Source organism: Metapseudomonas resinovorans DSM 21078 (assembly GCF_000423545.1).
GTDB classification, from domain to species: domain Bacteria; phylum Pseudomonadota; class Gammaproteobacteria; order Pseudomonadales; family Pseudomonadaceae; genus Metapseudomonas; species Metapseudomonas resinovorans.
Window position 1 is genome coordinate 114,461 of sequence record NZ_AUIE01000006.1, and the last position, 26,038, is coordinate 140,498.

Annotated in this window: 36 protein-coding genes; 20 read left to right on the plus strand and 16 right to left on the minus strand. The window is 62.7% G+C overall.

The window, feature by feature from the left end:
* Window positions 1-264: 264 nt before the first annotated feature.
* From G559_RS28520 to G559_RS0106520, 3 genes are read left to right on the plus strand one after another with little or no spacing between them, the layout of a single operon-like run.
* Window positions 265-1,185: a hypothetical protein gene (locus tag G559_RS28520; RefSeq protein ID WP_155945676.1), complete on the plus strand. Its 921-nt coding sequence runs from the start codon at window positions 265-267 to the stop codon at window positions 1,183-1,185.
* Window positions 1,182-1,508, plus strand: a complete 327-nt coding sequence (locus G559_RS29775) for an STAS-like domain-containing protein (RefSeq protein WP_211228781.1) — start codon at window positions 1,182-1,184, stop codon at window positions 1,506-1,508. Before G559_RS28520 ends, G559_RS29775 begins: the two co-directional genes overlap by 4 nt.
* A complete protein-coding gene (locus G559_RS0106520) occupies window positions 1,505-1,993 on the plus strand; it encodes a hypothetical protein (RefSeq protein ID WP_155945677.1) in 489 nt (162 codons plus the stop codon). Before G559_RS29775 ends, G559_RS0106520 begins: the two co-directional genes overlap by 4 nt.
* A 20-nt stretch (window positions 1,994-2,013) precedes the next feature.
* Here the strand turns inward: G559_RS0106520 and G559_RS0106525 are convergent, their stop codons facing one another.
* The 4 genes from G559_RS0106525 to G559_RS0106545 form a co-directional block, all read right to left on the minus strand.
* Window positions 2,014-3,252, minus strand: coding sequence for a site-specific integrase (locus G559_RS0106525; RefSeq protein WP_028627477.1), 1,239 nt, complete (start codon window positions 3,250-3,252; stop codon window positions 2,014-2,016).
* Window positions 3,253-3,620: 368 nt separating this feature from the next.
* Entirely contained in the window at window positions 3,621-3,821 is a 201-nt protein-coding gene (locus G559_RS0106535) for an excisionase (protein ID WP_028627479.1), read from the minus strand.
* Window positions 3,822-3,837: 16 nt separating this feature from the next.
* The gene (locus G559_RS0106540) at window positions 3,838-4,308 is read right to left on the minus strand and encodes a hypothetical protein (RefSeq protein ID WP_028627480.1); all 471 of its coding nucleotides are present in this window, start codon (window positions 4,306-4,308) and stop codon (window positions 3,838-3,840) included.
* Window positions 4,305-6,116: a DNA cytosine methyltransferase gene (locus tag G559_RS0106545; RefSeq protein ID WP_028627481.1), complete on the minus strand. Its 1,812-nt coding sequence runs from the start codon at window positions 6,114-6,116 to the stop codon at window positions 4,305-4,307. The genes G559_RS0106540 and G559_RS0106545 overlap by 4 nt, the downstream gene beginning before the upstream one ends.
* A 74-nt stretch (window positions 6,117-6,190) precedes the next feature.
* On the opposite strand from G559_RS0106545, the gene G559_RS0106550 reads away from it, so the two are divergent.
* Window positions 6,191-6,790 carry a hypothetical protein gene (locus G559_RS0106550; RefSeq protein WP_028627482.1) on the plus strand — a complete coding sequence of 200 codons (600 nt, stop codon included), beginning with the start codon at window positions 6,191-6,193 and terminating at the stop codon, window positions 6,788-6,790.
* Here the strand turns inward: G559_RS0106550 and G559_RS0106555 are convergent.
* The 11 genes from G559_RS0106555 to G559_RS0106605 form a co-directional block, all read right to left on the minus strand.
* A complete protein-coding gene (locus G559_RS0106555; RefSeq protein ID WP_028627483.1) occupies window positions 6,781-7,356 on the minus strand; it encodes a phosphohydrolase in 576 nt (191 codons plus the stop codon). The two genes, G559_RS0106550 and G559_RS0106555, sit on opposite strands and share 10 nt — an antisense overlap.
* Window positions 7,353-7,853 carry a hypothetical protein gene (locus tag G559_RS0106560; protein ID WP_028627484.1) on the minus strand — a complete coding sequence of 167 codons (501 nt, stop codon included), beginning with the start codon at window positions 7,851-7,853 and terminating at the stop codon, window positions 7,353-7,355. Before G559_RS0106560 ends, G559_RS0106555 begins: the two co-directional genes overlap by 4 nt.
* A gap of 72 nt (window positions 7,854-7,925) precedes the next feature.
* Window positions 7,926-8,750 carry a DUF2303 family protein gene (locus G559_RS0106565; RefSeq protein ID WP_028627485.1) on the minus strand — a complete coding sequence of 275 codons (825 nt, stop codon included), beginning with the start codon at window positions 8,748-8,750 and terminating at the stop codon, window positions 7,926-7,928.
* 42 nt (window positions 8,751-8,792) lie between these two features.
* Window positions 8,793-9,137 (minus strand): hypothetical protein, encoded by a 345-nt coding sequence (locus G559_RS0106570; protein WP_028627486.1) that lies wholly within the window; start codon window positions 9,135-9,137, stop codon window positions 8,793-8,795.
* Window positions 9,138-9,195: 58 nt separating this feature from the next.
* Window positions 9,196-9,435: a pyocin activator PrtN family protein gene (locus G559_RS0106575; RefSeq protein WP_028627487.1), complete on the minus strand. Its 240-nt coding sequence runs from the start codon at window positions 9,433-9,435 to the stop codon at window positions 9,196-9,198.
* Window positions 9,432-9,812, minus strand: a complete 381-nt coding sequence (locus G559_RS0106580) for a hypothetical protein (protein ID WP_028627488.1) — start codon at window positions 9,810-9,812, stop codon at window positions 9,432-9,434. Before G559_RS0106580 ends, G559_RS0106575 begins: the two co-directional genes overlap by 4 nt.
* A complete protein-coding gene (locus tag G559_RS0106585; RefSeq protein ID WP_036997015.1) occupies window positions 9,809-10,093 on the minus strand; it encodes a hypothetical protein in 285 nt (94 codons plus the stop codon). The genes G559_RS0106580 and G559_RS0106585 overlap by 4 nt, the downstream gene beginning before the upstream one ends.
* A 10-nt stretch (window positions 10,094-10,103) precedes the next feature.
* Window positions 10,104-10,676: a deoxynucleotide monophosphate kinase family protein gene (locus G559_RS0106590; protein ID WP_028627490.1), complete on the minus strand. Its 573-nt coding sequence runs from the start codon at window positions 10,674-10,676 to the stop codon at window positions 10,104-10,106.
* Entirely contained in the window at window positions 10,673-10,966 is a 294-nt protein-coding gene (locus G559_RS0106595; RefSeq protein ID WP_028627491.1) for a hypothetical protein, read from the minus strand. Before G559_RS0106595 ends, G559_RS0106590 begins: the two co-directional genes overlap by 4 nt.
* Window positions 10,963-11,145: a hypothetical protein gene (locus G559_RS28525; protein ID WP_036997018.1), complete on the minus strand. Its 183-nt coding sequence runs from the start codon at window positions 11,143-11,145 to the stop codon at window positions 10,963-10,965. Before G559_RS28525 ends, G559_RS0106595 begins: the two co-directional genes overlap by 4 nt.
* Before the next feature lie 128 nt (window positions 11,146-11,273).
* Window positions 11,274-12,077 carry a LexA family transcriptional regulator gene (locus G559_RS0106605; protein WP_036997020.1) on the minus strand — a complete coding sequence of 268 codons (804 nt, stop codon included), beginning with the start codon at window positions 12,075-12,077 and terminating at the stop codon, window positions 11,274-11,276.
* A 116-nt stretch (window positions 12,078-12,193) separates the two neighbouring features.
* Here G559_RS0106605 and G559_RS0106610 point away from each other — a divergent pair, with 116 nt between their 5' ends.
* The 3 genes from G559_RS0106610 to G559_RS0106620 all read left to right on the plus strand — a co-directional run bounded on the left by G559_RS0106610 (window position 12,194) and on the right by G559_RS0106620 (window position 13,252).
* Window positions 12,194-12,400, plus strand: coding sequence for a helix-turn-helix domain-containing protein (locus tag G559_RS0106610; RefSeq protein ID WP_028627493.1), 207 nt, complete (start codon window positions 12,194-12,196; stop codon window positions 12,398-12,400).
* A 164-nt stretch (window positions 12,401-12,564) separates the two neighbouring features.
* Entirely contained in the window at window positions 12,565-13,053 is a 489-nt protein-coding gene (locus G559_RS0106615) for a phage regulatory CII family protein (protein WP_028627494.1), read from the plus strand.
* The gene (locus tag G559_RS0106620; protein WP_036997022.1) at window positions 13,046-13,252 is read left to right on the plus strand and encodes a TraR/DksA C4-type zinc finger protein; all 207 of its coding nucleotides are present in this window, start codon (window positions 13,046-13,048) and stop codon (window positions 13,250-13,252) included. Before G559_RS0106615 ends, G559_RS0106620 begins: the two co-directional genes overlap by 8 nt.
* Before the next feature lies 1 nt (window position 13,253).
* Here the strand turns inward: G559_RS0106620 and G559_RS28530 are convergent, their stop codons facing one another.
* Complete coding sequence (locus G559_RS28530; protein ID WP_036997024.1) at window positions 13,254-13,838, minus strand: hypothetical protein; 585 nt, start codon at window positions 13,836-13,838, stop codon at window positions 13,254-13,256.
* Window positions 13,839-13,924: 86 nt separating this feature from the next.
* Between G559_RS28530 and G559_RS0106630 the strand changes: the two genes are divergently transcribed.
* The 13 genes from G559_RS0106630 to G559_RS0106685 all read left to right on the plus strand — a co-directional run bounded on the left by G559_RS0106630 (window position 13,925) and on the right by G559_RS0106685 (window position 26,036).
* On the plus strand, window positions 13,925-16,708 hold the full coding sequence (locus G559_RS0106630) for a bifunctional DNA primase/polymerase (RefSeq protein ID WP_028627497.1): 2,784 nt from the start codon (window positions 13,925-13,927) through the stop codon (window positions 16,706-16,708).
* Window positions 16,705-17,049 carry a hypothetical protein gene (locus tag G559_RS30255; RefSeq protein ID WP_155945678.1) on the plus strand — a complete coding sequence of 115 codons (345 nt, stop codon included), beginning with the start codon at window positions 16,705-16,707 and terminating at the stop codon, window positions 17,047-17,049. Before G559_RS0106630 ends, G559_RS30255 begins: the two co-directional genes overlap by 4 nt.
* Entirely contained in the window at window positions 17,042-17,578 is a 537-nt protein-coding gene (locus G559_RS28535; RefSeq protein ID WP_051246439.1) for a hypothetical protein, read from the plus strand. Before G559_RS30255 ends, G559_RS28535 begins: the two co-directional genes overlap by 8 nt.
* 294 nt (window positions 17,579-17,872) lie before the next feature.
* Entirely contained in the window at window positions 17,873-18,223 is a 351-nt protein-coding gene (locus tag G559_RS0106640; RefSeq protein ID WP_028627498.1) for a phage holin family protein, read from the plus strand.
* 191 nt (window positions 18,224-18,414) lie between these two features.
* Complete coding sequence (locus G559_RS0106645) at window positions 18,415-18,924, plus strand: hypothetical protein (RefSeq protein ID WP_028627499.1); 510 nt, start codon at window positions 18,415-18,417, stop codon at window positions 18,922-18,924.
* Window positions 18,860-20,893 carry a phage terminase large subunit family protein gene (locus G559_RS28540; RefSeq protein WP_162144804.1) on the plus strand — a complete coding sequence of 678 codons (2,034 nt, stop codon included), beginning with the start codon at window positions 18,860-18,862 and terminating at the stop codon, window positions 20,891-20,893. The genes G559_RS0106645 and G559_RS28540 overlap by 65 nt, the downstream gene beginning before the upstream one ends.
* Window positions 20,893-21,102, plus strand: a complete 210-nt coding sequence (gpW, locus tag G559_RS0106655) for a gpW family head-tail joining protein (protein ID WP_028627500.1) — start codon at window positions 20,893-20,895, stop codon at window positions 21,100-21,102. Before G559_RS28540 ends, gpW begins: the two co-directional genes overlap by 1 nt.
* A complete protein-coding gene (locus G559_RS0106660) occupies window positions 21,099-22,682 on the plus strand; it encodes a phage portal protein (protein WP_028627501.1) in 1,584 nt (527 codons plus the stop codon). Before gpW ends, G559_RS0106660 begins: the two co-directional genes overlap by 4 nt.
* A gap of 39 nt (window positions 22,683-22,721) precedes the next feature.
* Window positions 22,722-24,020: a S49 family peptidase gene (locus tag G559_RS0106665; RefSeq protein WP_028627502.1), complete on the plus strand. Its 1,299-nt coding sequence runs from the start codon at window positions 22,722-22,724 to the stop codon at window positions 24,018-24,020.
* Window positions 24,020-24,370, plus strand: coding sequence for a head decoration protein (locus G559_RS0106670; RefSeq protein ID WP_028627503.1), 351 nt, complete (start codon window positions 24,020-24,022; stop codon window positions 24,368-24,370). The genes G559_RS0106665 and G559_RS0106670 overlap by 1 nt, the downstream gene beginning before the upstream one ends.
* A gap of 65 nt (window positions 24,371-24,435) precedes the next feature.
* Window positions 24,436-25,461 carry a major capsid protein gene (locus G559_RS0106675; RefSeq protein ID WP_028627504.1) on the plus strand — a complete coding sequence of 342 codons (1,026 nt, stop codon included), beginning with the start codon at window positions 24,436-24,438 and terminating at the stop codon, window positions 25,459-25,461.
* A 57-nt stretch (window positions 25,462-25,518) separates the two neighbouring features.
* The gene (locus G559_RS0106680; RefSeq protein WP_028627505.1) at window positions 25,519-25,707 is read left to right on the plus strand and encodes a hypothetical protein; all 189 of its coding nucleotides are present in this window, start codon (window positions 25,519-25,521) and stop codon (window positions 25,705-25,707) included.
* 2 nt (window positions 25,708-25,709) lie between these two features.
* On the plus strand, window positions 25,710-26,036 hold the full coding sequence (locus G559_RS0106685) for a head-tail joining protein (protein WP_028627506.1): 327 nt from the start codon (window positions 25,710-25,712) through the stop codon (window positions 26,034-26,036).
* Window positions 26,037-26,038 lie beyond the last annotated feature (2 nt).

Here is a 26,038-nt window from a genome sequence, read left to right on the forward strand (position 1 = left end):
CGGTGGATAACGATAGCAGTGCCTTGGTGAGCGGCGGTCGATCTCGTCCTAAGGCTGTTCATTCCTAGCGCGAACAACCGTATCATCTGCGAATTTTTAGACTGCGGCAGGGCTATGAAAAGGGTATCCAGGGACGCGATTGACCTCCACAAGCGCAGGAGCTATGCGCTTTTCGCGAAGCAGTGCCGTGCTCAAGCAAGGCGCGTAAAGGCGTCTTCACTTCAGTTCTCGACCGTCAAGGTTCGCCTTCCGAGGATTGTGAGCTTGGGGAAGACAGAATGGAGGGACGCTTTGGTGCCCGTGCTGCGGCGTATGCGGGCCGCGGCTCAAGCGCCAGAAATCTCTAACGTCATCATTGACTTTTCCAATGTGACCCAGCTCCATCCGTGTGGGACATTACTGTTCTTGGCAGAGATTGAGCGGCTACTTGAAACACCTGGATGCGGTCCCAAGTTTACTGGGACGTATCCGCAAGATGAGGTGGTCGAGCAGCTGTTTCAGCATGTCGGGCTCCTGAGTAAGCTGGGACTGCCCAGCAGGATCCCTCAGATTGATGCGCAGAATGTGGTGCCTTGGCTTTATGTCTCGGGGCACGAAGGGGATCTGCGGGCGATCCCGGACAGCTTGCCTAGAATTCTTACTGATAGCAGTAACCAAGAGCTTAGGCTCGCGCTATTGAGTGGTATGGCTGAAGCCGTAGCGAACTCTTCCGAGCATGCCTACATCAAGGATCGTGAAGGGGCTAGCAAGGGGTATCCAGCGACAAAGAAAAAGTGGTGGCTATTCGCTAGGCAAGTGGATGAGGACATCGCTGTCGTTATTTGTGATCTGGGTGCTGGAATTCCTGGCACTCTTGAGTCGAATTGGAAAGAAGAAGTAAGAAGCTATCTGAAAACTCGGTCTGGCTTGAAGCGGGAGCACCACAAAATGATCGAGTTGGCTTTTACGGTAGGCAAGACTAGAACTAACGAAAAACACCGCGGGAAGGGTCTTAAAGATATTCTTAAGGTGGTGCGGGATCACAAGGTTGGTAGTCTTGGGATCTACAGCAATAAGGGTGTGTTTAGTTTGGATAATGCTGCTGGGAGAGAAGTTTCATTCGACGAAAAGCTGAGTATTGTGGGTACGGTAATTCAGTGGAGTATTCCGATCGAGGCTTTTGGTCTTGTCAGTGAGCAAGCATGATGAGTTCAATTATGATTAATGTCAGCAAAGAGTTTGCAAGGATGCCCTGTGTGAGGTCTAGGAAGGATGGGCCTCAGTCAGGAGAGGAGTTTAGGGATGATATTTTGATTCCAGCCCTGCGTGATAACGAACGTGTGACTGTAGATCTTAATGGGGTTATTGCGTTGGGATCTTCATTTCTTGATGAGGCGTTCGGCGGGTTAGTTCGTGAAGGGGTTTACACTGCTCAGGATCTTCATCGAAAGCTAACCATAAATTTTTCCCTGCAAAGCTATGTAAATGAAGCTTGGGGCTATATTGATAGTGCGAGGAGACGCGCTTGATTCCAGGTGATGAAGGGGGCTCTGGATGGGCCGTGTTGCTGGAGTTGGTAAAATTTGTCGTTCCATCCGCCTTGGTGATCCTTGGCTGGTTTGTTGTTTCTAAAGGCAACGACAGAAGAGAGACGCGGAAAGAGACTCGGCAGTTTCTTGATCGGACGATATCTTCTGTGGAAAAGGTTCGAGAGAGTGCGCTTGAATGCTTGTTGTCAAGCGATGCTGCTGTGATTCGTAAACTTGAAGCATCGATAGATCCCTGTCTGAAGACGCTTGAGGATTCTTTGGCGAGATTGAAGTTGCGAGACGATAGTGGGGTGCTCATAACAGCCCAGCAAGTCAGGACTGCTATCACGAACAATGGCTTCTATCGGGTTCCCAATAGGCCAGCCGTTGATTGCGATCATCGTGCGTTGCACGATATTAACTTGCAGGTCGCAGTTCTAATCGACGTTTTGGAGAAGGCTTACCAAGGCACTTATCATAAGTGACTTATCGTCCAGAACCAGGTTCAGGACCTAGTCCTGTATTTCTGGTTCTGGATTCCATTCCAAATGTGCTGGAGTTCATTCGGAGATTCGTCGTCCATCCATTTGGCGTAGACCTCCACCAGCATGGTGAAATCCTTATGGCCCATCTGTTTTGAGATGAAGGCTAGGTTGCCACGGGCCGTCAGACACCAGCAGGCGTAGGTGTGGCGGGTCTGATACGGCCGGCGCGGGCGGATCTCGGCGCGCTTCTGGATGGCCGCCCACTTGGTGTTCCAGGCAGTCGGCACGAACCATGGGTTCACCTTCTTCTTGCGGGCCAGCGTGCCCGGGGTGAGTAACGGGGTGATCGTGTCCATGCGAGTCTCATGGCGGGTCAGATGCACCGTCACGTCCAGCCGTTTTCGTTCGGTAGCCAGTTGCACCAGGGTTCGGCAGGCCTCGAGTGCCGGGGGCAGCATCATCACCGTCCTCGGCTTGCCGGTCTTCGGCAGCTTGAACGTTCCGCGGCTGGTGATGGCGCGTTGCACTTGGAGCGTGCCTGCCTCCAGGTCGATGTCCTCGCAGGCCAGCGCGCAGAGTTCGCCTGGGCGTAGGCCGGTGTAAACCGCGAGGGTGATCGCGGCGCTGTCCACCTGGTGCAGGCAGCCTTTGGCGATGAGTGCGTCAAACTCTTCCTGGGTCAGAGGGTCCGGCTCACGGTCGCTCATCTCGAATCGGGTGCACGCAGCAGCCAGGCCCGTTCGGCTGTAGCCGTTGCTCTCGCACCAGGCCAGGAAGCCGGCCAAGGCGGCGAGATAGTGGTTCACGGTCGACGTAGCCCGCTCCTCGATCAGGTCGACGCGGAGCTTCTGGATATCCTCGGGCAACAGAACGCTGGCCAGTCGCTCCGGCCCCAGTAGCTCCAGGCAGACATTCAGTGCTGTGGCGTAGCGGCTTTCGGTGTCCGGGGTAATATCCACCGCTTTCAGTGCCTGGTAGCGCTCGGCCAGGGACTTCAGCCGTTCGTTCCGGGCGCTGCTGAAGTTCGCGGCGTGCTTCGACTCGGGGAAGTGGCGGGCATAGTCGAAGGTGCCCATCTTGATGTCGTGCAGCACGGCCGCGCGCAACTGGGCGGCGTGCCGAATGTTCGCCTTGGTTACTGGCAAGCCGAGCGTTTCGCGGCAGCGCATGCGGCGCCACATGAAGGTGATGCGCAGGTTGTTGCCGTGGACCTCGACGCCCTTGTGCTTGGCGAGTTCCGTCTGTAGTGGATTACTCAATTGGATTTATCCCTCATCGCTGAGTCCAGTAGGTCCAGCAGGTGGTCTTCCATGTTCTCGATTTCAGTCTTCAAGACCGAGCACAGGATTGGGTGCCGGGGATCATTGGAAGGTAAGAGCTGAATGGCATGTGCCAATGATTCCAGCCTGGCGGTGTGCTGCTTTAACTGCTGTTGGATATGGGGTACGTGCGGCATATGCGGTCCTTTTTTTCACTGCTACCTATTCAGTGATAACGGCCGGTGCACCGTTCTAAAGGGGTGTCGCGACCGTTCGTCGGATTAACAGCCTGCACTCTTTTTGAAATATGCAACCCCTGGAGCGGGCACTGCTGGAGGGGTTGCATTCTTGGGGCTCGTGGTACGGTGTCAGGCCGCCGCTTCTTGCGGTGAGCTGTCCACCCATTTGTCCACCTCTTCCAGGTTGATGAATACGCGGTTGTCGCGTGCCTTCTTCCAGATCCGGCCCTGTGCCCAGGTACCGTTCTTCACCTTGTGCCGGATGGCGTCTTCGCTGTAGCCGGTCAGCTCCGCGGCGCGCTTGATCAGGACCCAACGTGGTGTGCTCATGATTGGCGGCTCCTGTTCATGCGGCTTGTGAGGGTGCCGGCCAGGCGCTGACGGCGTCGAAGATGCGGTCGGCCTGGGCCTCTTCCAGCGACACCGGGCCGGGGATCGCGATCCAGGCCATGCCTTGCAGGTGCTTGGGGTTGCAGCCGTCTCGCAGTTCGACGCTGTAGGTCTCAATGACCTGCTCAAGGTCTTTGGCGAGGTAGACACCTTGCGGCGTCACCTCGACCGCCTTCATGTAGCGCTTGCCCGCGTGGTCGCGGCAGAGCGCGGCCAGGTAGATGCACCACTGATGCGGGATGTCGCACACCGCGTCGACTATGGTGCGGCGGCTTCCGGAGGTGATCAGGGCCGCGTTCTTCCAGTTGATCAGCGTCTGGACGCCGCTGGCCTCGGCATCGACCACCGCCACGTGGTTGCTGCTCAGCATTGCCTTGAAGTAGGCGTGAAGCCGGGCGCGGTGGTTGTAGGGCTTGCGCTTGCTCATGCCGCCTCCTCGCTCTGCTGCTGATCCACCAGGTTCGCGCGCACCAGTGCGGCGGCCACGGGTGGGCAGACGCTGTTGCCGCACATGCGCACCTGGGCGGCCTTGCTCAGTTCGGGCTTGGTGGCGGTGCGGTGGTGGATGTAGTTAGCCGGGAAGCCTTGGGCGGCGTAGAGCTCGTGGGGCTCGAGCATGCGCATGCCGATGTCTACGATCTGATAGGGCTCGCCCTTTACCATCACCAGACCCATACGGTGTTTGGTGGTGATGGTGTGCAGCGGGTCCTCGAGTTCCTGGCCCACGGCAGTGTCGTAGTACTTCAGCAGGAAGGCACGAACCTCGGCGTGATGGTTGCCCTGAGCGCTTACGGTATGCAGCGGTTCGTCGAGAGGCTGCCCGTGGCGGCTAGTCCCGCGCAGCTTCACCAGACTGCTGGCGACCAGGGCGGCCTTGCCGCTGCCGCCGGCTGTGACGGTAGCCAAGGGTTCTCCCGCGCCATGGCCGGTGCTGCCGGTGAAGTCGCGCTGGATGTGGGCGGTTACCAGGGCGTGGTGGTCCTGCGTGGTGATGGTGTGCATCGGCTCGGCCAGCTCGGCGCCCGGGCCGGTGTAGTTGCCGCCGAAGTGTTTGGCGAGGAAGGCGGCGACTAGGCCGTGTTTACCGCCGCCGGCCATCACGGTGCCTAGTGGCTTGTCCAGGCCGGGCACACGAGGTGCTTGGCCTTCGCGTTCACCATAGCCGAGCTGAACCAGGGTGGGCGATACCAGCGCGAAGTGTCCGCCCTTCACCTCGGCGCAGATGGTGCGCAACGGGGCGTCGGCCGGCATGTTGCGCTGGGTGGTGCCGTTGGCATGCTCGGTGATGAAAGGGACCAGCGTCGGTACCACCAGACCAGTGCCCAGCTTGCTGGTGATGGTCTGCAGCGGTTCCTCGAGCGATTGCCCGCGGAAGTAGTCGTAGCCGTGGTTCACCTTCACCAGGAAGGGTTGCTCGGCGTCCAGCACGAAGCGCCGGATGCCCCGGGCGATGCGGCGCATTGTGGCCTCGGCCAGCGGTCGGCGCACTCCTGCGGCCTTGCCTTCTTCCCGGGTGAGGAAGATGGACGGGCAGGGGATGGACCAGTCGATGATATCGGCGGCCAGGCGCTGGGGTAGGGCGCGCTTTGTCTTGACCTCCGGGCTATCGGCCGGCGCGTGGGTGGGCTCCGGCCAGACGATGGGCCTGCCGTCACAACGGGCGATCAGGAACAGCCGCTTGCGGATGGTCGCCGCGCCATAGGCATTGCCCCGCAGCTCGCGCCACTCCACCTGGTAGCCGTGGCGACGTAGGGCGTTCACGAAGCTGTTGAAGGTCCGGCCCTTGTTCTTCGGGCAGGGGCGGCCATCAGCCAGGGGCCCCCAGGTGATGAACTCCTCGACGTTCTCCAGCATGATCACGCGGGGCTTCACCGTCGCGGCGTAGCGGATCGCCACCCAGGCGAGGCCCCGGATCTCCTTCTTCACCGGCTTGCCGCCCTTGGCCTTGCTGAAGTGCTTGCAGTCCGGGCTGAACCAGGCCAGCTCGACGGGCTTGCCGCCCGTGATGGTGCGCGGGTCAACCTCCCATACCGACTCGCAATAATGCTTGGTGTGGGGGTGGTTGATCTCGTGCATGGCGATTGCTTCGGGATCGTGATTGATGGCGATGTCCACCGGCCGGCCCAGGGCCATCTCGATCCCGGTGGAGGCGCCGCCGCCGCCGGCGAAGTTGTCGATTACCAGACCGTCGAAGTTGAAGCTGGACTGGGGGTGGATGCGGTAGAGATTGCTCATGCCATCACCCCTCGCGCCGCCTCATGGTGTACAAGAGGGCCGGGAGTGCGGACTACTACGATAGGGAGGCCTGAATGAGTAGAACACCTCGGCAAGAAGACGTTTCTAGCAAGGTTATTGGAGTGAAGTCTGTTGGGGACATGCTCTTCAAGTTGCACTGGGAGCTCATGCACTTGGCGATAGCGCAAAAGAAAAGTGCCAGGGTGTTTAGTGAAGTCACCAGTGCGTCGTTCTTTGCCTTCAATTGCGCTGTAACCGCGTGGCACATCGTGGATTGGGCGTGGGCAGCACTTCCTAGAGATGTAAAAAGAAAAATCTGCCCCGATGGAAGGCTGGACTCCTTCAGGATTGTACTGGCCAACGAGTGTCCCGCGCTGGCGACCTGTCAGGCACTGGCGAACAACGGTAAACACTCGGGTACCACCAATGGGCCCGGAATGAAGGTTCGGGAACACCTCGAAATGCGCTTCTTGCCTGTTGAGGAGGTTGGTGCTGGCGACCCGATGCGCACCATCATTCACGAGATGTACCTGAGCAACGCTGGAGTAGAGCGGCCAGCAATCGCTGTTTTCAGAGAGGCTGGCAGATTTCTGCAGGCGCGACTTCTTCAGTGGAACCTTGTTGATGACCTTTGGAGCAAAGCGACCTTCTTTGATGATCCTGTTCACGCTTGAGCCCTCCCGCGGTGAGTGGTGGCCAACAGCTGGAGTAGGCGGTGGTGGTAGTGGATGGCCGCGTAGCTGGGCGCCCACGGATCGATAAAGCCGGCGAAGGGTTCGATGCCGTCGAGGCAGGCCCAGGGCTCGGGGTGGTGGGGCATCAGGTCGCGCTTCTCGGTGGCCAGGGCGATCAGGTCAGCGTGCTTCACACACTCAGGCAGGATCGGGTCGAGGTTGAAGCGCTCACAGATCGCCAGCCAGACGTTCCGCTCTACCTCGTCATATAGGCAGGTCACGCCGAGGCTGTGGGCGTGGTCGCGCATACCTTCCTTCAGCGGGCGAACCATGTCGCCCACATAGGCTTCGGTGGCGTCGTGGAGTAGTGCGGCGAGCTGGTGTTCAGCCGGCACCAGGTCGGACACCAGGTAGCAGTGCTGGGCGACGCTGTAGAACCGGGCGGTGTGGCCGTTGAAGCGGCACTGCATGCTCAGGCTGTGGGTAATGTCGGTTGGGTCCACCATGTCAGCGGTGGGGCGGGCCAGGTCGAACTTGCGTCCGCTGCGGGTGACGATCCAGGTCATGCTGCGGCCTCCATGTTGATGTGTTCTGCCGGGTGGGCTTGTGCCTCCAGGGCAGACTTCAACCGGTCGTGCATGTTGCGCATGCTGACTGCTTGGCGAGCCGACTCGGCCTGCTTATCCAGCGCTTGTAGGCCGGCAAAGGTGTCGCGGGCCAGTTCCAGGCTTCTCACGGCGGCGGCCAGCGTGGCCAGGTCTTGGTCGTTGAATGGATTGGAGCGACGCGCGTATTCAGCGATGCGTTGGTCTGCGTCTTGGATGAGCTGGTCGCGCTCGAGGCGGTGGCCGGTCTTGTCCGCTTCGCGCTTGCGGGCCAGTTCGACGAGGTCAATGTTGAGCAGGTGGATGCGTTCGGCGTTGGCTTCGCGGGCGATCTTGTGGCCTTCGTCGTAGCCATTGGCCCGGGCGGTGGCAGCCATGCGAGTGGCGATCAGGGGCCAGGCGAATAGGGTGATGACCAGTGCGGCGGCCAACAGTTGGATGATGGTTGCTTCTTGCATGTGCTGTGTCCTCGTAGGTGCCCGCCGCCGGGAATAGCTGTCAGAGTCCGGCAGCGGGGCTTGAACGGTGGCTTACTTGCCGAGGTTGAAGGTGCCGATGGTCAGCGGTACCAGGCCGCCTACCTGCTGCTCGAGCACGTCCTTGAACTCCTTGGCGAACTCTTCGCGCTGGGCTTCTTCACCCACCCAGCGGAGTTTCAGCAGGGGTTCGTCGCGGCCGGTGATGACGGACAGGCGCAGGGTGATGCTGGCTGCGCTTAGGCCATCGAAGGGCGCGGTGGTGAACACGAAGGTGGTGGGCAAGGTGTCCAGGCTGCGGGCTTCGATCTCGTCCATGGCGCTGCGGCTGGAAGACAGATCGCCCACCACGCTGTCGCGCTGGCTGGCTGCCTTGATGGTCATGCGGCGCACGGCGTTGATGGCGGCGGGCATGCCGAGGGACTCATTACCGGTGCTGGCCACCAAGTGCGGCATCCAGTCTTCCAGCCACTCGGCCAGGGCCTGTTGCGACAGCCCGCGCCCGAGGATCGCCAGCAGGCCGGCATAGGCGGCGGTCTGCTTCAGGCTGAGGGTGGCGGAGTCGTCGCCGTGGCCGGGTACCTCGTCATCGCCCAGGTTGAAGATGATGGTGGCGCTCATCTGGTCCTGGTCCACGAAGCCGGCGGGGCGTTGGACGTCGCTGGTGTGAGCTGCCACGTACTTGGTGAAGTCCGTGATGGAGTGCGTGGTCAGCGCACCTCGAAAGCGATTGCGTCCGGGCTGGAACGGTTCCAGGTTGTTCAGCTTCACCGCCTCCGGTAGCACGGCCAGGGTGGCGCCGTCGGCGATGGTGATCTGCTGGCCTGCTGCGGCGAGGGCGTTGGCGAGGATCAATTGCAGGGTGTCTTTTTGCAGCATGGTTCAGTTCCTTGTGATGTCAGAGATTGGGTGGAACAGGGATCAGGTGCGGGCGTGGACAGGCGCATCCCTCTCGGTGAAGAGCTGCGCCGTGGGGTTGGTCAGGAACAATTGGAGGCCTTCCGCCGTCACGTAAAGCGGGGTGTCCAGGGTGGTGTCTTCGCGCTTCTTGCCCCGCTTGGTCGGCTGCACGTAGTCCAGGGTGTGGGTCACGGCCACCTGCTGGCTCTGGGCGATCTGCTTGAGCTTGAAGGTCAGGGTCACCTGGCCCTGCTTGCCGAACTCGACAACGCCCAGGGCGACGTCGGAGAGGGCCTTGCCGACCTGCTGGGCGAACACGCCCGCGTTGAGTGAGTTGATGAACTCGGCGGTATCAGTGGCTTTCATGTGCTGTGCCTCGTGGTTGTGGATCGTCAGAGAGTTGCCCGGAGCGGCCGGGCGCCGGTTACGCCGCCTTCTCGGACTGCTTGTCGAGGAAGTCGGCCAGGTCCTTCAGGCGCACCCACCAGCATGCGAGCCGGGACTCGCTGTGCTGGTAGGCCGCCAGGTCCACCTTCTGCTGGCGGATGAGCTTGCGCAGGTGCTTGTCGGTCTTGATGTGTGGGAAGTAGTGCTCCCTGACCTGGGTGAGCGTCAGGCTGCTGGCTTTCCACTGCTGCATCAGTTGGCTGAGGGTGTCGCTCATCCATGGGTCTCCCCGCGCCCCTTCCTTGGGAGCTGGGCTGCAATGAGCTCGACGAGACTGTCGACACTCTTGCCCAACTGGCGGGCGACCACGTTGTCGTTGGCGTCGGTGATCACGGCGCCGTAGGGGCGCTGTGGGTCTTGAGTGAGCGTCACGTAGGGCAGGTAGCCCGGCGGGGTGCGCTCCACCAACCGGGCGTACAGCAGCGCCAGGTGGTGGGCAGCCGGAGCGACTTGCTGCTGCAGGCGCTCGATGGCCTCGGTGCTGGCGTCCCGCACCAGCTTCTGGTTGATGACGGTGGGGTGGTCGATGTGCAGGCCGACGAGCTTGAGCACGCCCACGGCGTGGTCGACGGCGGTTGGTCGTGGCTGGCTCATGCCGCTGCGTCCTTGTCCTTGGTGATGGTGATCTCGACGCCGAGACGCTTGGCCAGCCAGGCGATACCCGCCTCGGTGACCATCAGCACGGCGTAGTGCTGGTAGCTCTTGGTGGCCTCGACCCAGCGGGAACGCGGGTCCATGAACAGGTTCCCGCCGCCGATGTGCTTGGCGGCGAGGCTGCCGTCACGGTTCAGCGCCTTGGTGTCGCGCAGGTGGTTGCGCAGGTCGCGCTCGCGCACCCCCAGCACCTGGGCAGCTTCTCGGATGGTCCGGTTCATGGCCGTGGCCTCAGGCTGCCTGCTGGATGGCGCGGTGGTGCAGCCGGGTGATCAGGGCATCGAGCTTGTCGTACAGCTCGGACAGGCTGCCGTCGTTGTGGATAACAAGGTCGCCCGGTGCGATGGCGAGCCCGTTCTCGGAGCTGTGGCCGGCCACCTGCTGGGCGTCGGGGCGCTGGAGGTGGACGATGATGCCGCCCTTGCTGCGCAGCCAGTCGGCCTCGTTCTCGAAACGCACGTCGCGGATCACCACGCCCTTCATATCCTGGTGATGCTCAGCCAGCAGTTGCAGGTTCTGCTCGGCCAGCAGCAGCCAGAGCTGCGGGTGGACCCGGTCGCGCCCCCACTCGGTTCCGAGCAACTGCATCAGTTCGCGCGGTGACTTGCCGATGCCGGGCAGCGGCAGCTCCTTGAGGTCGCCCTCCAGGTGGGCTTGGGTCAGGTGGAAGAGCTCGGCCAGGACCTGCTTCAGCGGCTCCGCGAAGGCGTAGCTGAGCAGGGAGAGGTGGACGGCCAGGTAGCGGGCCACGGTGTCTTTGCCGGAACGGGCGCGGCCGTGCAGGCCGATGATCAGTTGGTTCATGCGGATTGCTCCTGCGCGATGGTCGGGGTGGGGCGATGGGTGTAGGGAAACTTTTTCTCGCGCAGTTCGTGGCTGCGAAAGTTGGAGGCGTTCAGATTCAGCTCGCAGAGGCGGTCCCGTTCCTGCTCGGTAATGGCGTTGAGCGAGCGGGCAGACGAGACCATGCCCAGTACGATGTAGAAGGCGTTGCTGGAGGCGGAATCGAAACGCGAAGTACGGCACTCGCGGAGGTAGTAACTCAGCGTCGACCGCCAGCCGGCCTGGATAGCTTCGGGGATGGTGGCGTTCATGCCGCATCGCCCCCGAACGGGCCGGTACCGGAGGTGCGGTTGCGGCGCTGCTGGGTGCCAATGAAGGGCAGGCCAGCGTCACGCGCTTGGCGGCGGATCTCGAAGATCAAGCTGGGGTTGGTGGCTGCCGGGTGCAGGTGGACCTGGCAACGGGTGGAGCTGTGCTGTGTCGTTTGCATCGTCGCGTACTCCAGGGGGCAGAGGTGGGTACGGACAGAAAATTAGCTTTACTTATTTATCAAGTCAACAGTGTTACTTATAAAATTTCCGATGGACGTAAAAAAGCCGCCTTTGTGGCGGCTTCGCATCAGATGAGTACGGAGTACCAGAACACTTTCCCGATGACTCTGATGTGCTGTTCGACGTAGTCGGCGTCGTATCTCTCATCGGGATACTCGTCAGCGTTGTAGCTTCGGACCCGAATCCCACCGCCCGGGAGCCTGTATAAAAGCTTTACTCTGAGTTGGCCCGAGTGGTCGATCGCGTACATCTTGCCGTCTTGAATCTGGGTGGAAGAGGTGTCAACTCCGACAGTGCTTCCATCCGGCAGCACCGGCTCCATGCTATTGCCTGTTACTGGTGCGCAGGCTGCTGTCTCCGGTGATATGCCCTTACGCTGAAGGCTTCTCTTGCCGAAGCGCAGCTTCGCGCCGTTGGTCTCCAGCATTACTTCCGATCCCATTCCTGCTGAAATCTCTACTTCCTTGTAGAACGGCAACTCCACTTCGTCCGGGCCAAGTGGGGTGCTGTCGTCCCAGACCTCGATTGGACTGACGGGTAGCGGCAGGGCTACCGCTGGGCTTCGCTCCTCGTTGGGCTGCCCATAGCGGGGAGTATCGTCCTGGCGCCTTGAGAACTGACCCACCGACTCGGCAAGGCGAGGGCTTACCTCTTCGGGGGCGAAGTCTAGGATGGCTGCGAACTTCAGGAGCGCCGATAGATTGAGCGGGATCCTCCCGTTCATGTACTGGCTTACGACGCTTTGTCCAGACCAGCCGCAGAGCTCGGCCACACGCTCTTGGGTTAGCGTGCGATCCAGCTTTTTGCGGGCTGTGTAGATCGCCTTGAGGCGACTGGCTTCGGCGGCCTGTTCTTCGTGTGCAATGTCCATGTGCTGAATATATAAGCGACGCTTATTGGATCAAAACAGCTCCGCTTCTTTTTCCTGTTGCGCTGAAATAGAAGTGTTACTAATATCTCGTCCGGACACCCATCGAGGAAAGAGTGATGGACGAGTGCAGTGATCAAACCCTTGCGGCATTTGCCGAGGGGAAGACCCAGCCCGAGGTGGCTGGGTTGATTCGGGTTACGCAGAGCGCGGTCTCGCAGATGATGAAGTCGGGCCGGGACATTCGCGTGCGGAAGCTGACTGAAGGCGGCTATGAGGCGTATGAAATTCGCCCGATTGGCGGCCGCCGCAAGAAGGTTGCTTGAAGTTGCCGGCGCGGGACTCTGACCTCCCGCGCCGGCGGGGTGCCTGGCAAGGACTCTGACCTCCTTGCTTCGGCGTACGACGACACAGCACATGCATCGGTCGTGGTCATAGAGTAGGGCGCGCCCTGCTCGATGGCTACACCGTAAAGGGAGCTTTTACGGTTATGAGCCGCGTTGACCTTTTGCCGGACTCGGGTCCGGTCTTTTCTCTCCGCCAGGCGTTGTATCGCGCCGGGCGCGACTATCACGGCGGGATCACCGCCCTGGCCCATGACCTGGTCATGGATCTCGACGCCCTGCAGAAGAAACTGAAGCTCGACGAGGAGCGCCGCTGGCCGACGCCCGACGAGCTGGAAGAGATCATTGGTGCCACCAAGGATGCACGTCTGTTGGACGCGCTGAATCGTCCGGCTGGGGCGGTGTGGTACCGGCCAGAACCTGTGAGCGCGACGCCCGATGCTCTGAAGGCCGTGGGCGAGCTGCTGGTGAAGGAGGGCATGTTCGTTCGCAGCTTGCACGAGGGCGCTGATGACAACCGCTGGCAGGCCTATGAGGTGGCCGAACTGGAGTTTCACGGGAACGAGGTGATCCGTGCCGTGCTCGCCATCATGGCCGGCGCCCGCGCCGCGATGGAGGGTCGCCAGCATGGATGAGCGCTTTATCGAGCTGGCGGAGGCTGCTCAAGCCGAGGCCCTGCAACGGGCCATCGACAACCGGGTGCGGTACCAAGGCGAGAGTGCCGAGGACTGTGATTCATGCGGAGATGAGATTCCCGAAGCCCGGCGCCTTGCAGTGCCGGGGTGTCGTTTGTGTGTGGACTGCCAGGTGCTGCTGGAGGTGCAACGTGTGTAGTTCAGGCCGTGCGGTTACGTCTGCGCTGCCGAAGACGCGCGAGAAGGGGTTGGGGTCGAGGGTGAAAGTTTTCAACCTCGACAATAAAGGCCTCGACCCAATTGCACAGATTGAAGAATTCGGTCTGGAATTCACTGACGTGCGCGGCCAGATCACCACCATGATTAATGGCAAAAAGCATCTGGTCCAGATTGGCTCGCAGAAGGTGAGTCACCTGACTGATATGCAGCGCGCCATTGATGGTGTTGAAAGTCGGCAGTTGCTGAAACGGGAAAGCATCAACTGCTGCGATTACTCGATCGGTCGCAGCGATATCAACGCTATTGAGAAATGCGGCGGGCGAATCCTGGTTGATGGTGTCCAGAATCGTGAGGAAATGGCTGCGCGTGGTCCTCGCGATCGCGGTGAAGGCCTCAATCAGTTGGCGATTCGTCTCAATACGCTGCTCCATGATAAGTCGCAGTGCTTTCTGATTCTGCCACCAGGCCACGCCTATCACCGCCACCAGCGCGATGATGGAGCCAACGGCTTGTACCCAGCCGGCAGTGCCGGGGTGCCGCTCGAACCAGCAAATCAATTCTTCCATGTCCGCGTGCTCTGCAAGGTCACAACTGGCGGCGTGATACCACCTGTAGTTTCTGCAGTGTTGCAGCTTTCCGGCGAGGTGCACGCATGAGTCAGGCAGGGAACGCCACTCCGATAGCCGCCTGGGCGCGGCGCTACATCGAAACTTTCAACCTAGCCCTGGTCCCCATCGAACCGGGCGAGAAGGCCCCCAAGGGCAACGGTTGGAACCAACCCGGCGGCTACTTCGTCGACGCAGACCAGGCCGAAGCCTTCTGGCAGAAGCACCCCAAACACAACATGGGCGTGGTCCACGGGCCCAGCCGCTTGTGCTCGCTGGATGTGGACCATGTGGAGTACAGCCGCCAGGTGCTACGCGATGTGCTGGACCTGGACGTGGACAGCATGGCGGTGGACTACCCCACGGTGGTGGGCAACCCGGCGCGGTTCCGGGTGATGTTCCGCTTGCCTGAGGGCGTTGACTTCAGCCGGCACTCGCTGAGCTGGCCGCATCCGGAGGACCCGGATGGCAGCAAGTTCAAGCTGGCCATGGCGGCCGCCAAACGCGCGAAGGAGACCGGCGATACGGCGCTGGAGGCCGAAATGCGGGCGAAGGCCAAGGGGCTGTCGCCCATCACGGTGTTCGAGCTGCGGGCAGGGTTGGTGCAGGACGTGTTGCCACCATCGATCCACCCGGACACGGGCCAGCCCTATCACTGGCGCACGGCGCCCTCGACGGATGGTCTGCCGGAGTTGCCCCGCGACCTGGTGAACATCTGGCGTAACTGGGAGGTGTTCAAGCGCATGGCGCTGGAGGCGTGCTTGTGGGCGCCGAAGGCGAAACCGCCGGTGAAGACCAAGCCGAAGCGCCCCTCGGCGCCGGCCGGTGACAAGCCGTCGGTGATCGACGCGTACAACCAGGCCTACGACGCCGAGGCGCTGCTGAAGGCCCACGGCTATGTGCGGCGCGGGAAGAAGTGGCTGTGCCCGCAGAGCACCACGGGCTTGCCCGGGGTGACTGTGAGCGAAGAGGGCAAGGTGTACTCGCACCACGGCTCCGACCCGCTGGCCAATGGGCATATGAATGACCCGTTCGATGTGTTCTGCATCCTCGAGCATGGTGGCGACCAGGGCGCCGCGGTGAAGGCCGCGGCGAAGCTGTTGGGCCTGGAGGTGAAGCGTTCGCCCAGGGCGCCCAGCCCGCCGCCGGAGGGCGAGGTGCGTGCGTCGGTGCCGCCGGCTCGCGACTATTCGCTGGATGAGGTCGAGCAGCTGATCGACACCGCGGCGCAGCAGGACCTTCCCCCGGCCCCATCCGCCGATGACTCCGGCGCAGAGCCCGGCCGCTCCGAACACGGGGGGGCGGGGGAGGGCCTGACTTTGGCGCGCTTGCTGCGCCGGTATGCGCTGGTAGAGGGCACCACCCATGTGTGGGACCTGGACACCGCGAAGAAGATGAAGAAGTCGGCCTTCGTGGCGCATGTGGGCAAGGATCTCTTCAAGGAATGGGACTCGGTCACCGATACCAAGCGGAAGAAGCGGGTCGGCGAAGAGTGGGTGCGTGAAATCGAGCAGGCCCGGACGATGGCCGGCAAGGCGGTGGGGGATATCACCATGCCGCCGCTGGTGCGCTACGTGTACATCGACGGGACGAAGGACGTTTGGGACTACGCGAAGAAGCGCCGGGTTGCGGAGGGTGCGGTGAAGATGGCCCTGGGCGATGCCTACAGCCTCTGGCTGAACAGCCCGGATCGGCGGGTGGTGGACATGGATCACATCGTGTTCGACCCGACCCTGAGCCACGACCCCGAGGTGTACATCAACACCTTCGAGGGTCTGCCGCTGACGCCGAAGCGTGACGACGCGGCGTGCGAGAACCTGCGCTGGCTGATCCACTTCCTGTGCAACCACACCGAGGACGTGGCGCAGTGGCTGACCCGCTGGCTGGCGTTCCCGCTGCAGCACACGGGCGCCAAGATGGACACGGCGGTGCTGATGCACTCGACCATGGAGGGCTCGGGCAAGAGCCTGCTGTTTTCGGTGGTGATGGGGATTCTCTACGGCCGGTACGCGGCGACGGTGGGGCAGACCCAACTCGAGGGGAACTTCAACGCCTGGCAGAGCGGCAAGCTGTGGGCGGTGTTCGAGGAAGTGGTCTCGCGGGACCAGCGCTACAACCAAGTGGGCAAGATCAAGCAGTTGATCACCGGGCAGACGGTGCGCATCGAGTCGAAGTTCGTGAACGGCTGGGAGGAGGCGTCGCACATGAATGCGGTGTTCCTCTCGAACGAGATCATGCCATGGCCCATCGGCCAGGATGACCGGCGCTTCCTGGTGATGTGGCCGGAGGAGAAGTTGCCCGAGGAGCGGCAGAAGGCGATCAAGCACGAGCTGGCTAATGGCGGCGTCGAGGCGCTTTATGCCTGGTTGCTGGAGCAGGACCTGGGCGACTTCGACGAGCGCACCAAGCCGCCGTCGACGCCGGCCCGTGAGCGCCTGGTGGCCCTGAGCCGGGCGACCTGGCAAACGTTCATCCACCTGTGGAGAACGGGCGAGCTGGGCACCGGGATCTGGGGCGCCTGCCTGACCACGGACCTGTATGCGCTGTTCATCGAGTGGTGCCACCGCAACAAGGAACACGCGATGAGCCAGACGAAGTTCAGTCTGTTCATCAGCTCGGCCGGTATCGACAAGACGCGGGCGATTCCTTGGACGGACCGCAACACGCGCCGGTTCGCTGCGTTCTTCTTCCCCAAGGACGAGCTGGCCTTCCTGCCACCTTCCCCATCATCGGCCGAGCTGGGCAAGCACGTCGCCGAATGGCGGGAGCGCGCCAAGCTGGCGGGCTGGAGTGTGGACGGTTGGGACCACGTGAAGGCGGTGGCGGCATGACTACGACCGAAAGTGTGTTGGGTGTGTTGCCTGTGTGTCGGGTCGTTTCGCTCAACCCAACACAGCCGCAGGCCACGAATGATGCGGGGTGTGGTGGGTGTGTGTTGGGTGTGTTGGGTTTGCACGTGCGCGCACGCCTGCGTGAATTCATTTCCTTCGGTCTGCTGGGCGAGGTGTTTTTCTCCACGCGAGGGCTGAAAAAACCTTACCAACCCAACACACATTACACAGACATAGGCAAAGCCTTGTTTTTATTGGGTTTGTTTTGTGTTGGGTATGTGTTGGGTTGGCGGTTTTTGTGTTGGGTTGGGGTTCTGACCAGGGAGAGCGCGCATGATTGAGGCCATTGAGGACCTGTTGAAGCACTGGGGCGAGCAGCACCGCAAGAACGGCTCGGCCGGTGGCCTGGGCAGCACGCTCGGCACCATCCTGGAGTACGGCGGGTGCGCACCCCGTGGCGGTGTGTATGGCACGCGGGAGCTGGTAGCCGGTGCCGGGCCTGACCATGTGGCCGAAGAAGTGGAGGCGGCGCTGGTGGCCGTGGGCGCCGCAGCGGATGGCGGCACCCTGGTGAAGCTGGCTCAGGTGCGGTACCGGCCGGGTGCTGGGCTGGACGAGCTGAGCCTGGCAGAGCAGATCGACGTTCTGGAGCTGGGGCGGGGTGCGGGCGGACGTAGTGCGTACTTCCGTCTGCTGGATCGCCTGCATGTGCGCCTCGAGGCGGAGCTGCTCGCACGGTTGGAGCGCTTGAAGGTGCGCCGCCGTGAGTCCGGGCGGGCAGGGGGCAAGGTGCGAGCGGCAGCCGTGCGCCAGGCGAAAGCGGCGCACCGGGCACGGGGTGTGGAGTTGTTCAAGGGGGAGAAGGCTTGACCGCTCGTCGGGTCACTCGGCGCCGGTGGGAGCCGGTGCGGCGCCAGTCGGCGCCCGTCAGGAACAACCGAAAACTGGGGGTTTTCGGTTTGCAACTCGGGGGGTAAAAAGTCCCCACGATTCGACAGGTGCGCCTAGTTGAATAAACCGAGCACAGTGCTGTGTGCCCAAGCCCGAGTCCCACTCGGGCACCCGAACCCCGCCACCCGGCGGGGTTTTCTTTTCCGCCGATGGCTGTGGTGGCCGAAGGCGCTCCGCCCGCAGGCAGCGGGCTTTCTACTTCAAGGTGACGCAATGAGCGATCAGAGCCAGGTGGCGGCGGACATGCCGTTGTGGTCGGTGATGCTGGCCCTGGTGCTGGCGGGCCTGAGCGGAGAGATGTGGCGCGCGGACAAGGCTGGCCTCACCGGCTGGGACCTGCTGAAGCGGATCGTCCTGCGTGCCGGGGCTTCGGCCTCCTTCGGCCTGGGCACCTTCGGCCTGGTGCTGATCGGCTTCGAGGCCCACATAGTCGCGGCGGTGGCCATCGGCTGCATCGTGGCGACCATGGGTGCCGACGTGGCGTCGGCCCTGTATGAGCGGTGGCTTGCGCGGAAGGCTGGGCTCTCTGACTCGGCCCGCCCCGACCCTGAGGGCGGCGCCTGACGACCGGGCCCAGCCGAAGGTGGCGCTTAAATTATCAATTTTTACCGACGGGGACGGCGCTGGCCGGGCGCGGGTCCTTTCCGGGGTTTCCGGTTCACACGGCGACGTAGACCGCGAACTTTTCCCAGACAGACGGGCATATAGGGGGTTCCGCTTCCGGGGCTCTGACCCGGGGCTTCCAAGGAGCACACATGCCGACCCAACGGGAGATTGCCCAGCACCTGGACATGAGCGAGCGCAACTGCCGTGACGTCCTGAAGACGCTGGATATCGACTGGACCGAGGCGAGCCTGGACGAGATCCGCATCGCCTACATCCGCGACCTGCGAGAGAAGGCCGCCGGCCGAGGCAGCAGCCAGGCCGAAGCCCTCAACGCGGCGCGGATCGAAGAGTCCACGGTCAAGGCTGCCAACGGCCGCCTGACCTACCACGAGAAACTGGGGACGCTGGTCCCCGCCGCTGATGCCGCACTGGCCATTCGTGACTGGGCGGGCTTCGCCAACCGGGAGTATCAGGGCGGCGTCGAAAAGCTCGTCCAGCACGTGGAGAACGCGCACAAGATCAGCGTCGACCGAGCCGAGGTAACCCGCATTGCTGGATCTACAGTCAGCCGAATTGGCGGCTATGCGGACAAACTTGGCCGTCGTATTGCTGGAGGCAGCGGCACAGTTCAACCCGCCGAAGGACATCCCGACGGTTGAGTACCTGGAGTCCGATTACTACTTGCCGCAGGAAGCCGGCGTTCTCAATGGCCTCTACCAGTTTTACTACACCCCCTACTTTATCGGCGTCGCCCTGGCGATGGACGACCCGGAGGTGGAGGAAGTCGATCTGATGAAGGCCGCCCAGATCGGGTGGACCTACTTCCTCATCGGCGTCCTGTTCAAGCGCATCACCGGTCGGCCCATGCCGATCATGGTGCTGTTCGCGAAGGAGGGTGACGGCAAGGCCTTCCACGACGAGAAATTGGTACCGGCGACCAAGGCGAACAGCCATGTCGCCAACCGGATGGACGTATCCACCGCGAAGAAGTCTGGCAACCGCTGGAACCACAAAAGTTTCCCGGGCGGCTTCCTGAAACTGGTGGCGTCCAACTCGCCGGGCAACGTGAAGTCGACCTCCAGCGTCGGCCTGGCCGTGGTCGAGGAACCGGACGACACCAGCGATGACGTGAAGGGGCAGGGGGATGCTATCGGCCTGTTGGAAGAGCGGGTCAAGCGATACCCCGGCGCCAAGTTCGTTGTAGGCGGCACGCCTTCCCTGGCCGGGTTCTCGAAGACGGAGCAGCGCCTGGCCCAGACCGACCAGCGTGTGCTTCCAATCCAGTGTCATGACTGCGGCCAGTTCCATGTCCTGGACTTCGAGCACTTGAAGTACCTGAGTGCTGACCCCGAAGAGGGTGCCCAGCCTCATGAGGTCTACGGCTTCGCGCTCCCGGAGACGGCCTACTATGCCTGCCCGCACTGCGGCAGTGCCTGGGACGATTTCCAGCGGCAGGAGAATGTGCGCAACACCGTGTTTCGTGCGGTAGAGCAGGGTGACCCGCTGGCGGGGTGGGTGCGGACGGCGCCATTCCACGGCAAGGCCGGTTTCAAGGAGCTGAACGAACTCTATGCCTGCTTGCCCGGAACCTCGATGGCGGGCCTGGTGCGCGAGCGGTTGGCAGCGGAAAAGCTGGCCGACTCCGGCGACCTGAAGCAGCTGATCAAGTTCGTCAACCAGAAGCAGGGGCGGACGTACGAGTACAAGTCCGACATGCCCGGTGTCGACAAACTGGCCGAGCGCGTGGAGGAGTACGAGGAACTGGTGGTGCCGGCGGGCGGGCTGGTGTTGCAGCTGACGGTGGACGTGCAGCACGACCGACTGGCGCTGATCCTTCGGGCCTGGGGGCGGGGTGAGGAGAACTGGCTGGTGCTCTGGACGGAGATCGCCGCGAAGAATTCCACCTCGAGCATCGACGACCCTGTGTGGAAGGAACTGGACCACTACCTGTTCCGCAGCTACCGGCATGCCCGCGGCTACCGCTTGCGCGTCTCGGCGGCGAGCATCGACTCCTCGGATGGCCAGACCAGCGATGCCGTGTACGAGTACGTCCGGACGCGCCGGAAGCGGCTCGACAAGCTGCTGGCCATCAAGGGCAGCAAGAACATCGACGCGGAGATCCTGACGCCGCCCCGGAAGATCGACCTCAACTCCCGGGCGACCAAGGCCTCGAAGTACGGCCTGCAGGTCTACATGGTGGGGGTCAACAAGGCCAAGGACCTGCTCTCGGAGCGGCTCAAGCTCATTGGCTCAGGTTCCGGCCGGATGCACACCTACAAGGGCGTGCGTGCGGACTACTTCGAGCAGATCTGCGCCGAGGTGAAGGCACCTAGCCGTAAGCACTCGGGCAAGAAAATCTGGCAGCCCAAGGCCGGTGCCGCACACGAGGCGTGGGACTGCGAGGTTTATCAGATCCACCTGGCCCGGTACCAGCGGCTGCACCTCAAGTCGCCCGCTGAATGGGATGCCATCGAGGCCAAGCTGATGCAGGCCGACCTGCTGGCGGAGGCTGAGGAAGAAGATATGCCGCCGACTACCGAGGCGAGCACTACCACCCACCAGCCTCCGGCCGGAGCCCACGCCGTCAGCGTGGCCGACCTGGGGCGCATGCTGAACGGAGATGACTGATGGTCGCTGACACCAGGCTTCAGGAGGCGCGCCAGGCTCTGCACCTGCTGATTACCGGGCAGAGCACGGTCAGCATCCAGCGCGACGGCAAGCGGGTCGAGTTCGCCCAGGCCAACCGGGGCGATCTCGAGAAGTACATCAACCTACTGGAGGTCGAGGCCGGCGCGGCGAACCCCCGTCGGCGCGGCCCGGCGAGTGTGATTGCATGAACAACGTCCAGATCCTCCACCCCAGTGGCCGCCCGGCGCGGGAAATGCTGAGCGGTTGGCAGGGGGCCGGTGCCGGCTTTGGCGGTCAGTTGGATCGCTGGCGGCCAGCCCTGAAGACGCTCGACGCGGCTCTGCTGCCCCAGCTCGACCTGGGTAATGCCCGGGCCGAGGACGTCACCCGCAACAATGCCTTTGCCGCCAACGGTGTCCAGCTGCATGTGGATAACATCGTCGGGCACCTGTTCCGCCTGAGTTACAAGCCTCGCTGGCGTCGACTCGGCATTGCCGATGCGGACGCGCGGGCCTTCGCCCAGGACGTGGAAGCCTGGTGGACGGAGTACGCCGAGGACCCGGTCGGCTGCTGGCTGGACGTGGAGCGCAAGCGAACTGCCACCATGATGGTGCGGGAAGCGGTGGCCACGCACACCCGCTTCGGCGAAATCACCTCCGTGCCGATGTGGCTGGAGCGTGCGGGCACCCGGATGCGCACCGCGGTGCGGATGGTCAGCCCGAAGCGGATCAGCAACCCCAAGGGGCGCAGCGACTCCGACCGCCTGCGTGGCGGTATCGAGATGGACAGCAACGGTGTTCCGCTCGCCTACTGGGTGCGCAACACAACCGCCAGCATGCTCGGCTTGGGTAGCGGTCTGGGTCAGGAGTGGGTACGGGTGGAACGGGAAACCACCCACGGGCGGCCGAAGTTCATCCACGTGTTCGAGCCGATGGAGGATGGTCAGAGCCGTGGCACCAACCAGTTCATGACCATCCTTGAGCAGTCCCACATGCTGCCCAAGCTGCAGCACACCAAGCTGCAGAATGCCATCGTCAACGCCATGTACGCGGCCACCATCGAGAGTGAGCTGGGTACCGAGGCGGCGATGGAGGTGATTGGCGCGGGCTCGGAGACGAGCATCCAGAACCTCACCAATTACATGATGGCGGTGAACACCTTCAACAAGGGGTCGAAGCTGTCCCTGAACGGGGTGAAGATCCCGCATCTCTGGCCCGGCGAGAAGCTGAACCTGCAGACCAGCGGCAACGTCGACAACGGCTTTACCGACCTGGAGTCCTCGATCCTGCGCTGGATGGCAGCGGGGCTGAATGTCCCCTACGAGCCCTTCGCCAAGGACTACCGTCAGCTTTCCTACAGCACGGTGCGGGCCTCGATGCTGGAGGGGTGGCGCTACTACATGGGCCGCCGGAAGGTCATTGCCGCCCGCTACGCCACTTACCTGTTCGTGCTGGCGTTCGAGGAAGCTCTGCAGCGGGGTGAACTTCGTCTGCCGCGCAAGGCAACTCGGGGTTTCTACGAGGCCAAGGCATCCTGGTCGAACTGCGACTGGATCGGCTCCGGTCGGCTGTCCATCGACGGCTTGAAGGAGGTGAAGGAAGCGGTCTTGCGTATCGAGTCTGGCCTCAGCACCTACGAGAAGGAGTTGGCTCTGCTCGGCGAGGACTACCAGGAAACGTTCGCCCAGCAAGTCCGGGAGATGCAGGAGCGGCGCGAGGCAGGCCTGCCGCCGCCCAGTTGGATGAATACCCAGGCCCTGGCGCCTGAACAGACCGAACCCACCGAGTAAGGCCCGCACCGCGCGGCCTTCTCCATTCAGGACAGCACGATGAACAACTATGCGCACATTGCCAGCCGGGTGCTGAACACGCCCCTGTTGCTGGAGCCCGGCTACGCCCGAGTGTTCTTCAGCGCCCTGTCGAGCCGGCTGGGAATTGCCAGCCTCAACGACGCCGATGGGCCGGTGGAGGAGGGGCTGAAAATCAGGGTCGATGGACGGACTTACAACAAAACGCGGGTCAACGCCTGGGGTGATGAGGAGGTGCTGTTCCAGGTTGTGGAAGGTGTTGCCCTACTCGACGTCAAGGGCACCCTGGTCCACAAGCACGGCTACCTGAAACCCTTCAGTGGAATGACAGGTTACGACGGCATCATCAATCGCACCGCGATGATGTTTGCCGAGACGGACGTGAAGGGTGTGCTGATGGACCTGCACACGCCCGGCGGCGAAGTGTCCGGTTGTTTCGACACCGTCGACCGGTTGAGGCAAATGTCCGAGCAGGCGGGCAAGCCCATCTGGTCCATCTGCAATGACATGGCGTGCTCGGGGGGCATGGCTCTCGCCAGTGCGGGCTCGCGGCGCCTGATCACCCAGACCGGCATGGCCGGATCGGTTGGTGTGGTGATGGCCCACGCCAGCTACCAGGAAGCGCTGAAGGAGGCTGGGATCAAGGTCACCCTCATTCATTCCGGGGCCCACAAGGTCGAGGGCAACCCTTACGAGGACCTGCCGGACGAGGTCCTGGCGCGCTTCCAGTCCGACACCCATGCCTTGCGTCAGCATTTTGCCGAGCTGGTGGCTCGCCACATTGGCCTTTCCACCGAGGCCGTCCTGGCAACCGAGGCGGCGGTCTATCGCGGCCAGGCCGCCATCGATGTTGGCTTCGCCGACGCCCTGGTCAACGGCCACGAGGCCATTGCCGAATTTTCCGAACATCTGTCCACACCGGGCAGGGTCATCACTACAGGAGCAACCATGTCTACCCAAGAGACGACTACTGGTGCTGGCGGCGCGCCCGCGGTGAGCGTCGAAGGCGCCCAGCCGGACCCCAAGGCCGAACGCGAGCGCGTACGCGGCATTCTCGGCCACGCCGAAGCCAAGGGCCGTAGCGGTCTGGCCGAGCACCTGGCCTACGAAACCGATCTGAGCGTCGAGGCTGCCGGCGCGATGCTCGCCAAGGCCCCGGCCGATGGCGGTAGCCTCGATGCCAGCACCTCGCTGGACCGCGTAATGGCCAACGAGTCCCAACCCAAGGTCGGCGCCGATACCGCTGCCGGCGCCGATGAACCGAGCAAGGCGCAGAAGATCGTCGCTGCCTGGCAGTCCGCGAAAGGAGTGAAAGCCTGATGAGCACCGTCAACCAACCCACCGATGACTGGATCACCGGTTCCGCGCCCTACGTCACCACCCAGGGCATCATCGCCAGCGGCCAGAACCTGCCCGAGCGCACCCCGCTGGGTCAGATCGCCGCCAGCGGGCTGCTGGTGAAGTGGGCGCCCGGTGCCAGCGATGGCTCGCAGATTGCCGTCTACATCACCGAATACGCGGTGGATGCCTCGGCAGCTGCGAAGAAAGCCCAGGTGATCTCCGGCGGCCAGTTCAACCCTGCCAAGTTGAACTGGCCGGCCGGTACCACCGACGCCCAGAAGCTGACCGCCTTCGTCGGCAGTCCCATCACCCTTCAGCCGCCGGTCTGACCGGAGCCGCACAACCCCCTTCCGGGCCGCAGCAGCGGCCCGTTTCATTTCAGGAGAACTGAGCAATGGCCGCTGGCTACGATACGACCACTCTTCTGGGGGTGAAGGAGATCCTTCCGCGTTTCACCCCCCTGTTCATTCAGATGTTCTTCCCGTCCGTGGTGACCTTCGGTACCGAGGAAGTGGCATTCGACAAGATCAAGAAGGACCGCCGCCTTGCGCCCTTCGTCGCCCCCATGGTTGCCGGTCGTGCCCGCAAGGAGCAGGGCGGGTTCCTGACCACCCTCAAGCCGGCCTACGTGAAGCCCACCGATGTGGTCAAGCCGACCCGGCTGATCAAGCGCCGCCCCGGCGAGCCGCTGAATACCGAACTTAGTGCCGAAGATCGGCACGACGCTGTGATTGCCGACATCCTCGACGAGCAGGAGCAATCCATCGTCGCCCGCGAGGAATGGATGGCCGTCCAGGGCGTGCTGTTCGGCAAGGTCGTTATCGAGGGGGACGATTACCCGACTCAGGAAGTCGACTACGGTCGCAGCTCCGCCAACCAGGTCGTGCTGGCCGGCGCGGCCAAGTGGGACACCGTTGACCCGGATACCTACGACCCGACCGACGACATCGAGGACTGGGCCGCCGCCGCCAATGGTTCGCCCTCCATCATCATCATGGACAAGCTTGCTTGGCGCCTCTTCTCCCGCATGAAGGCGGTGAAGGAAAAGCTGGAGAGCCGTCGCGGCAGCACCTCCCAGTTGGAGCTGGCAGCGCAGACCGAGCGGGATGTACAGCGCAAGGGCTTCTACGGCGAGTACGAAATCCTTGTCTACAACGGCGCCTACACCGACGCCGACGGCAACAAGGTCAACTACATGCCAGCCAACACCGTGCTGCTGGCGCCGACCACCACCGACAACGTGATGGCCTACGGCGGCATCCAGGACGCCAAGGCCAATGCCAACGGCATCGCCGAAGCGACCCGCTACCCGTCGAACTGGTTCACCGACAACCCCAGCGTGGAATGGCTGCAGACCCAGGCGGCGCCGCTGCCGGTGCTGTTCGACGCGGACGAGTTCGTTTCCGTCAAGGTCGCCTGATCCAGGTCTTTTCCGTAACAGGGCCCGGCTCTGCCGGGCCACAGGGAGTAAATTCAGATGGCAAAGCAATACCTGGTGAAAGTCACCGTTCATTACCGCGACAAGGACGGCAGGAAGCTCGTGATTCCCAGCGGTCCCACACCCCAGGCCGTTCCCGGCACCCTCGTGAAGGAGCTTCTGGCTGCCGGCGCCATTGTTGAGCTTGGGGACGGTACCGACCAGCCTGCTGGCGGCACCGAGTCCTGACCATGGCCAGCGAGTTCGACCGCCTGATGTCGCGGGCGGACGACACGCTGTTCCGGGTCTTCGGCGAGAAGGGCTGCTCAACCTACACCGCGCCGGGCGGCATGAGTCGCTCGGTCGATGTCGACGTGATGCTGAGCAAGAACGTCCAGGTGGCTGGCGCCGATGGCATCTTCCGGGCCGTCCAGAACTTGGCGGAGTTGCGGCTCTGCCAGGTACCCAGGCCATCCCGCGGCGGCGTGTTGTCTCTGTCTGACGGCCGCTTCCTGCTGGACGAGAAGCTGGACTCTGACGGCCTGGTGGAGCGCTGGGCTCTGACGCCCTGGGGATAAGC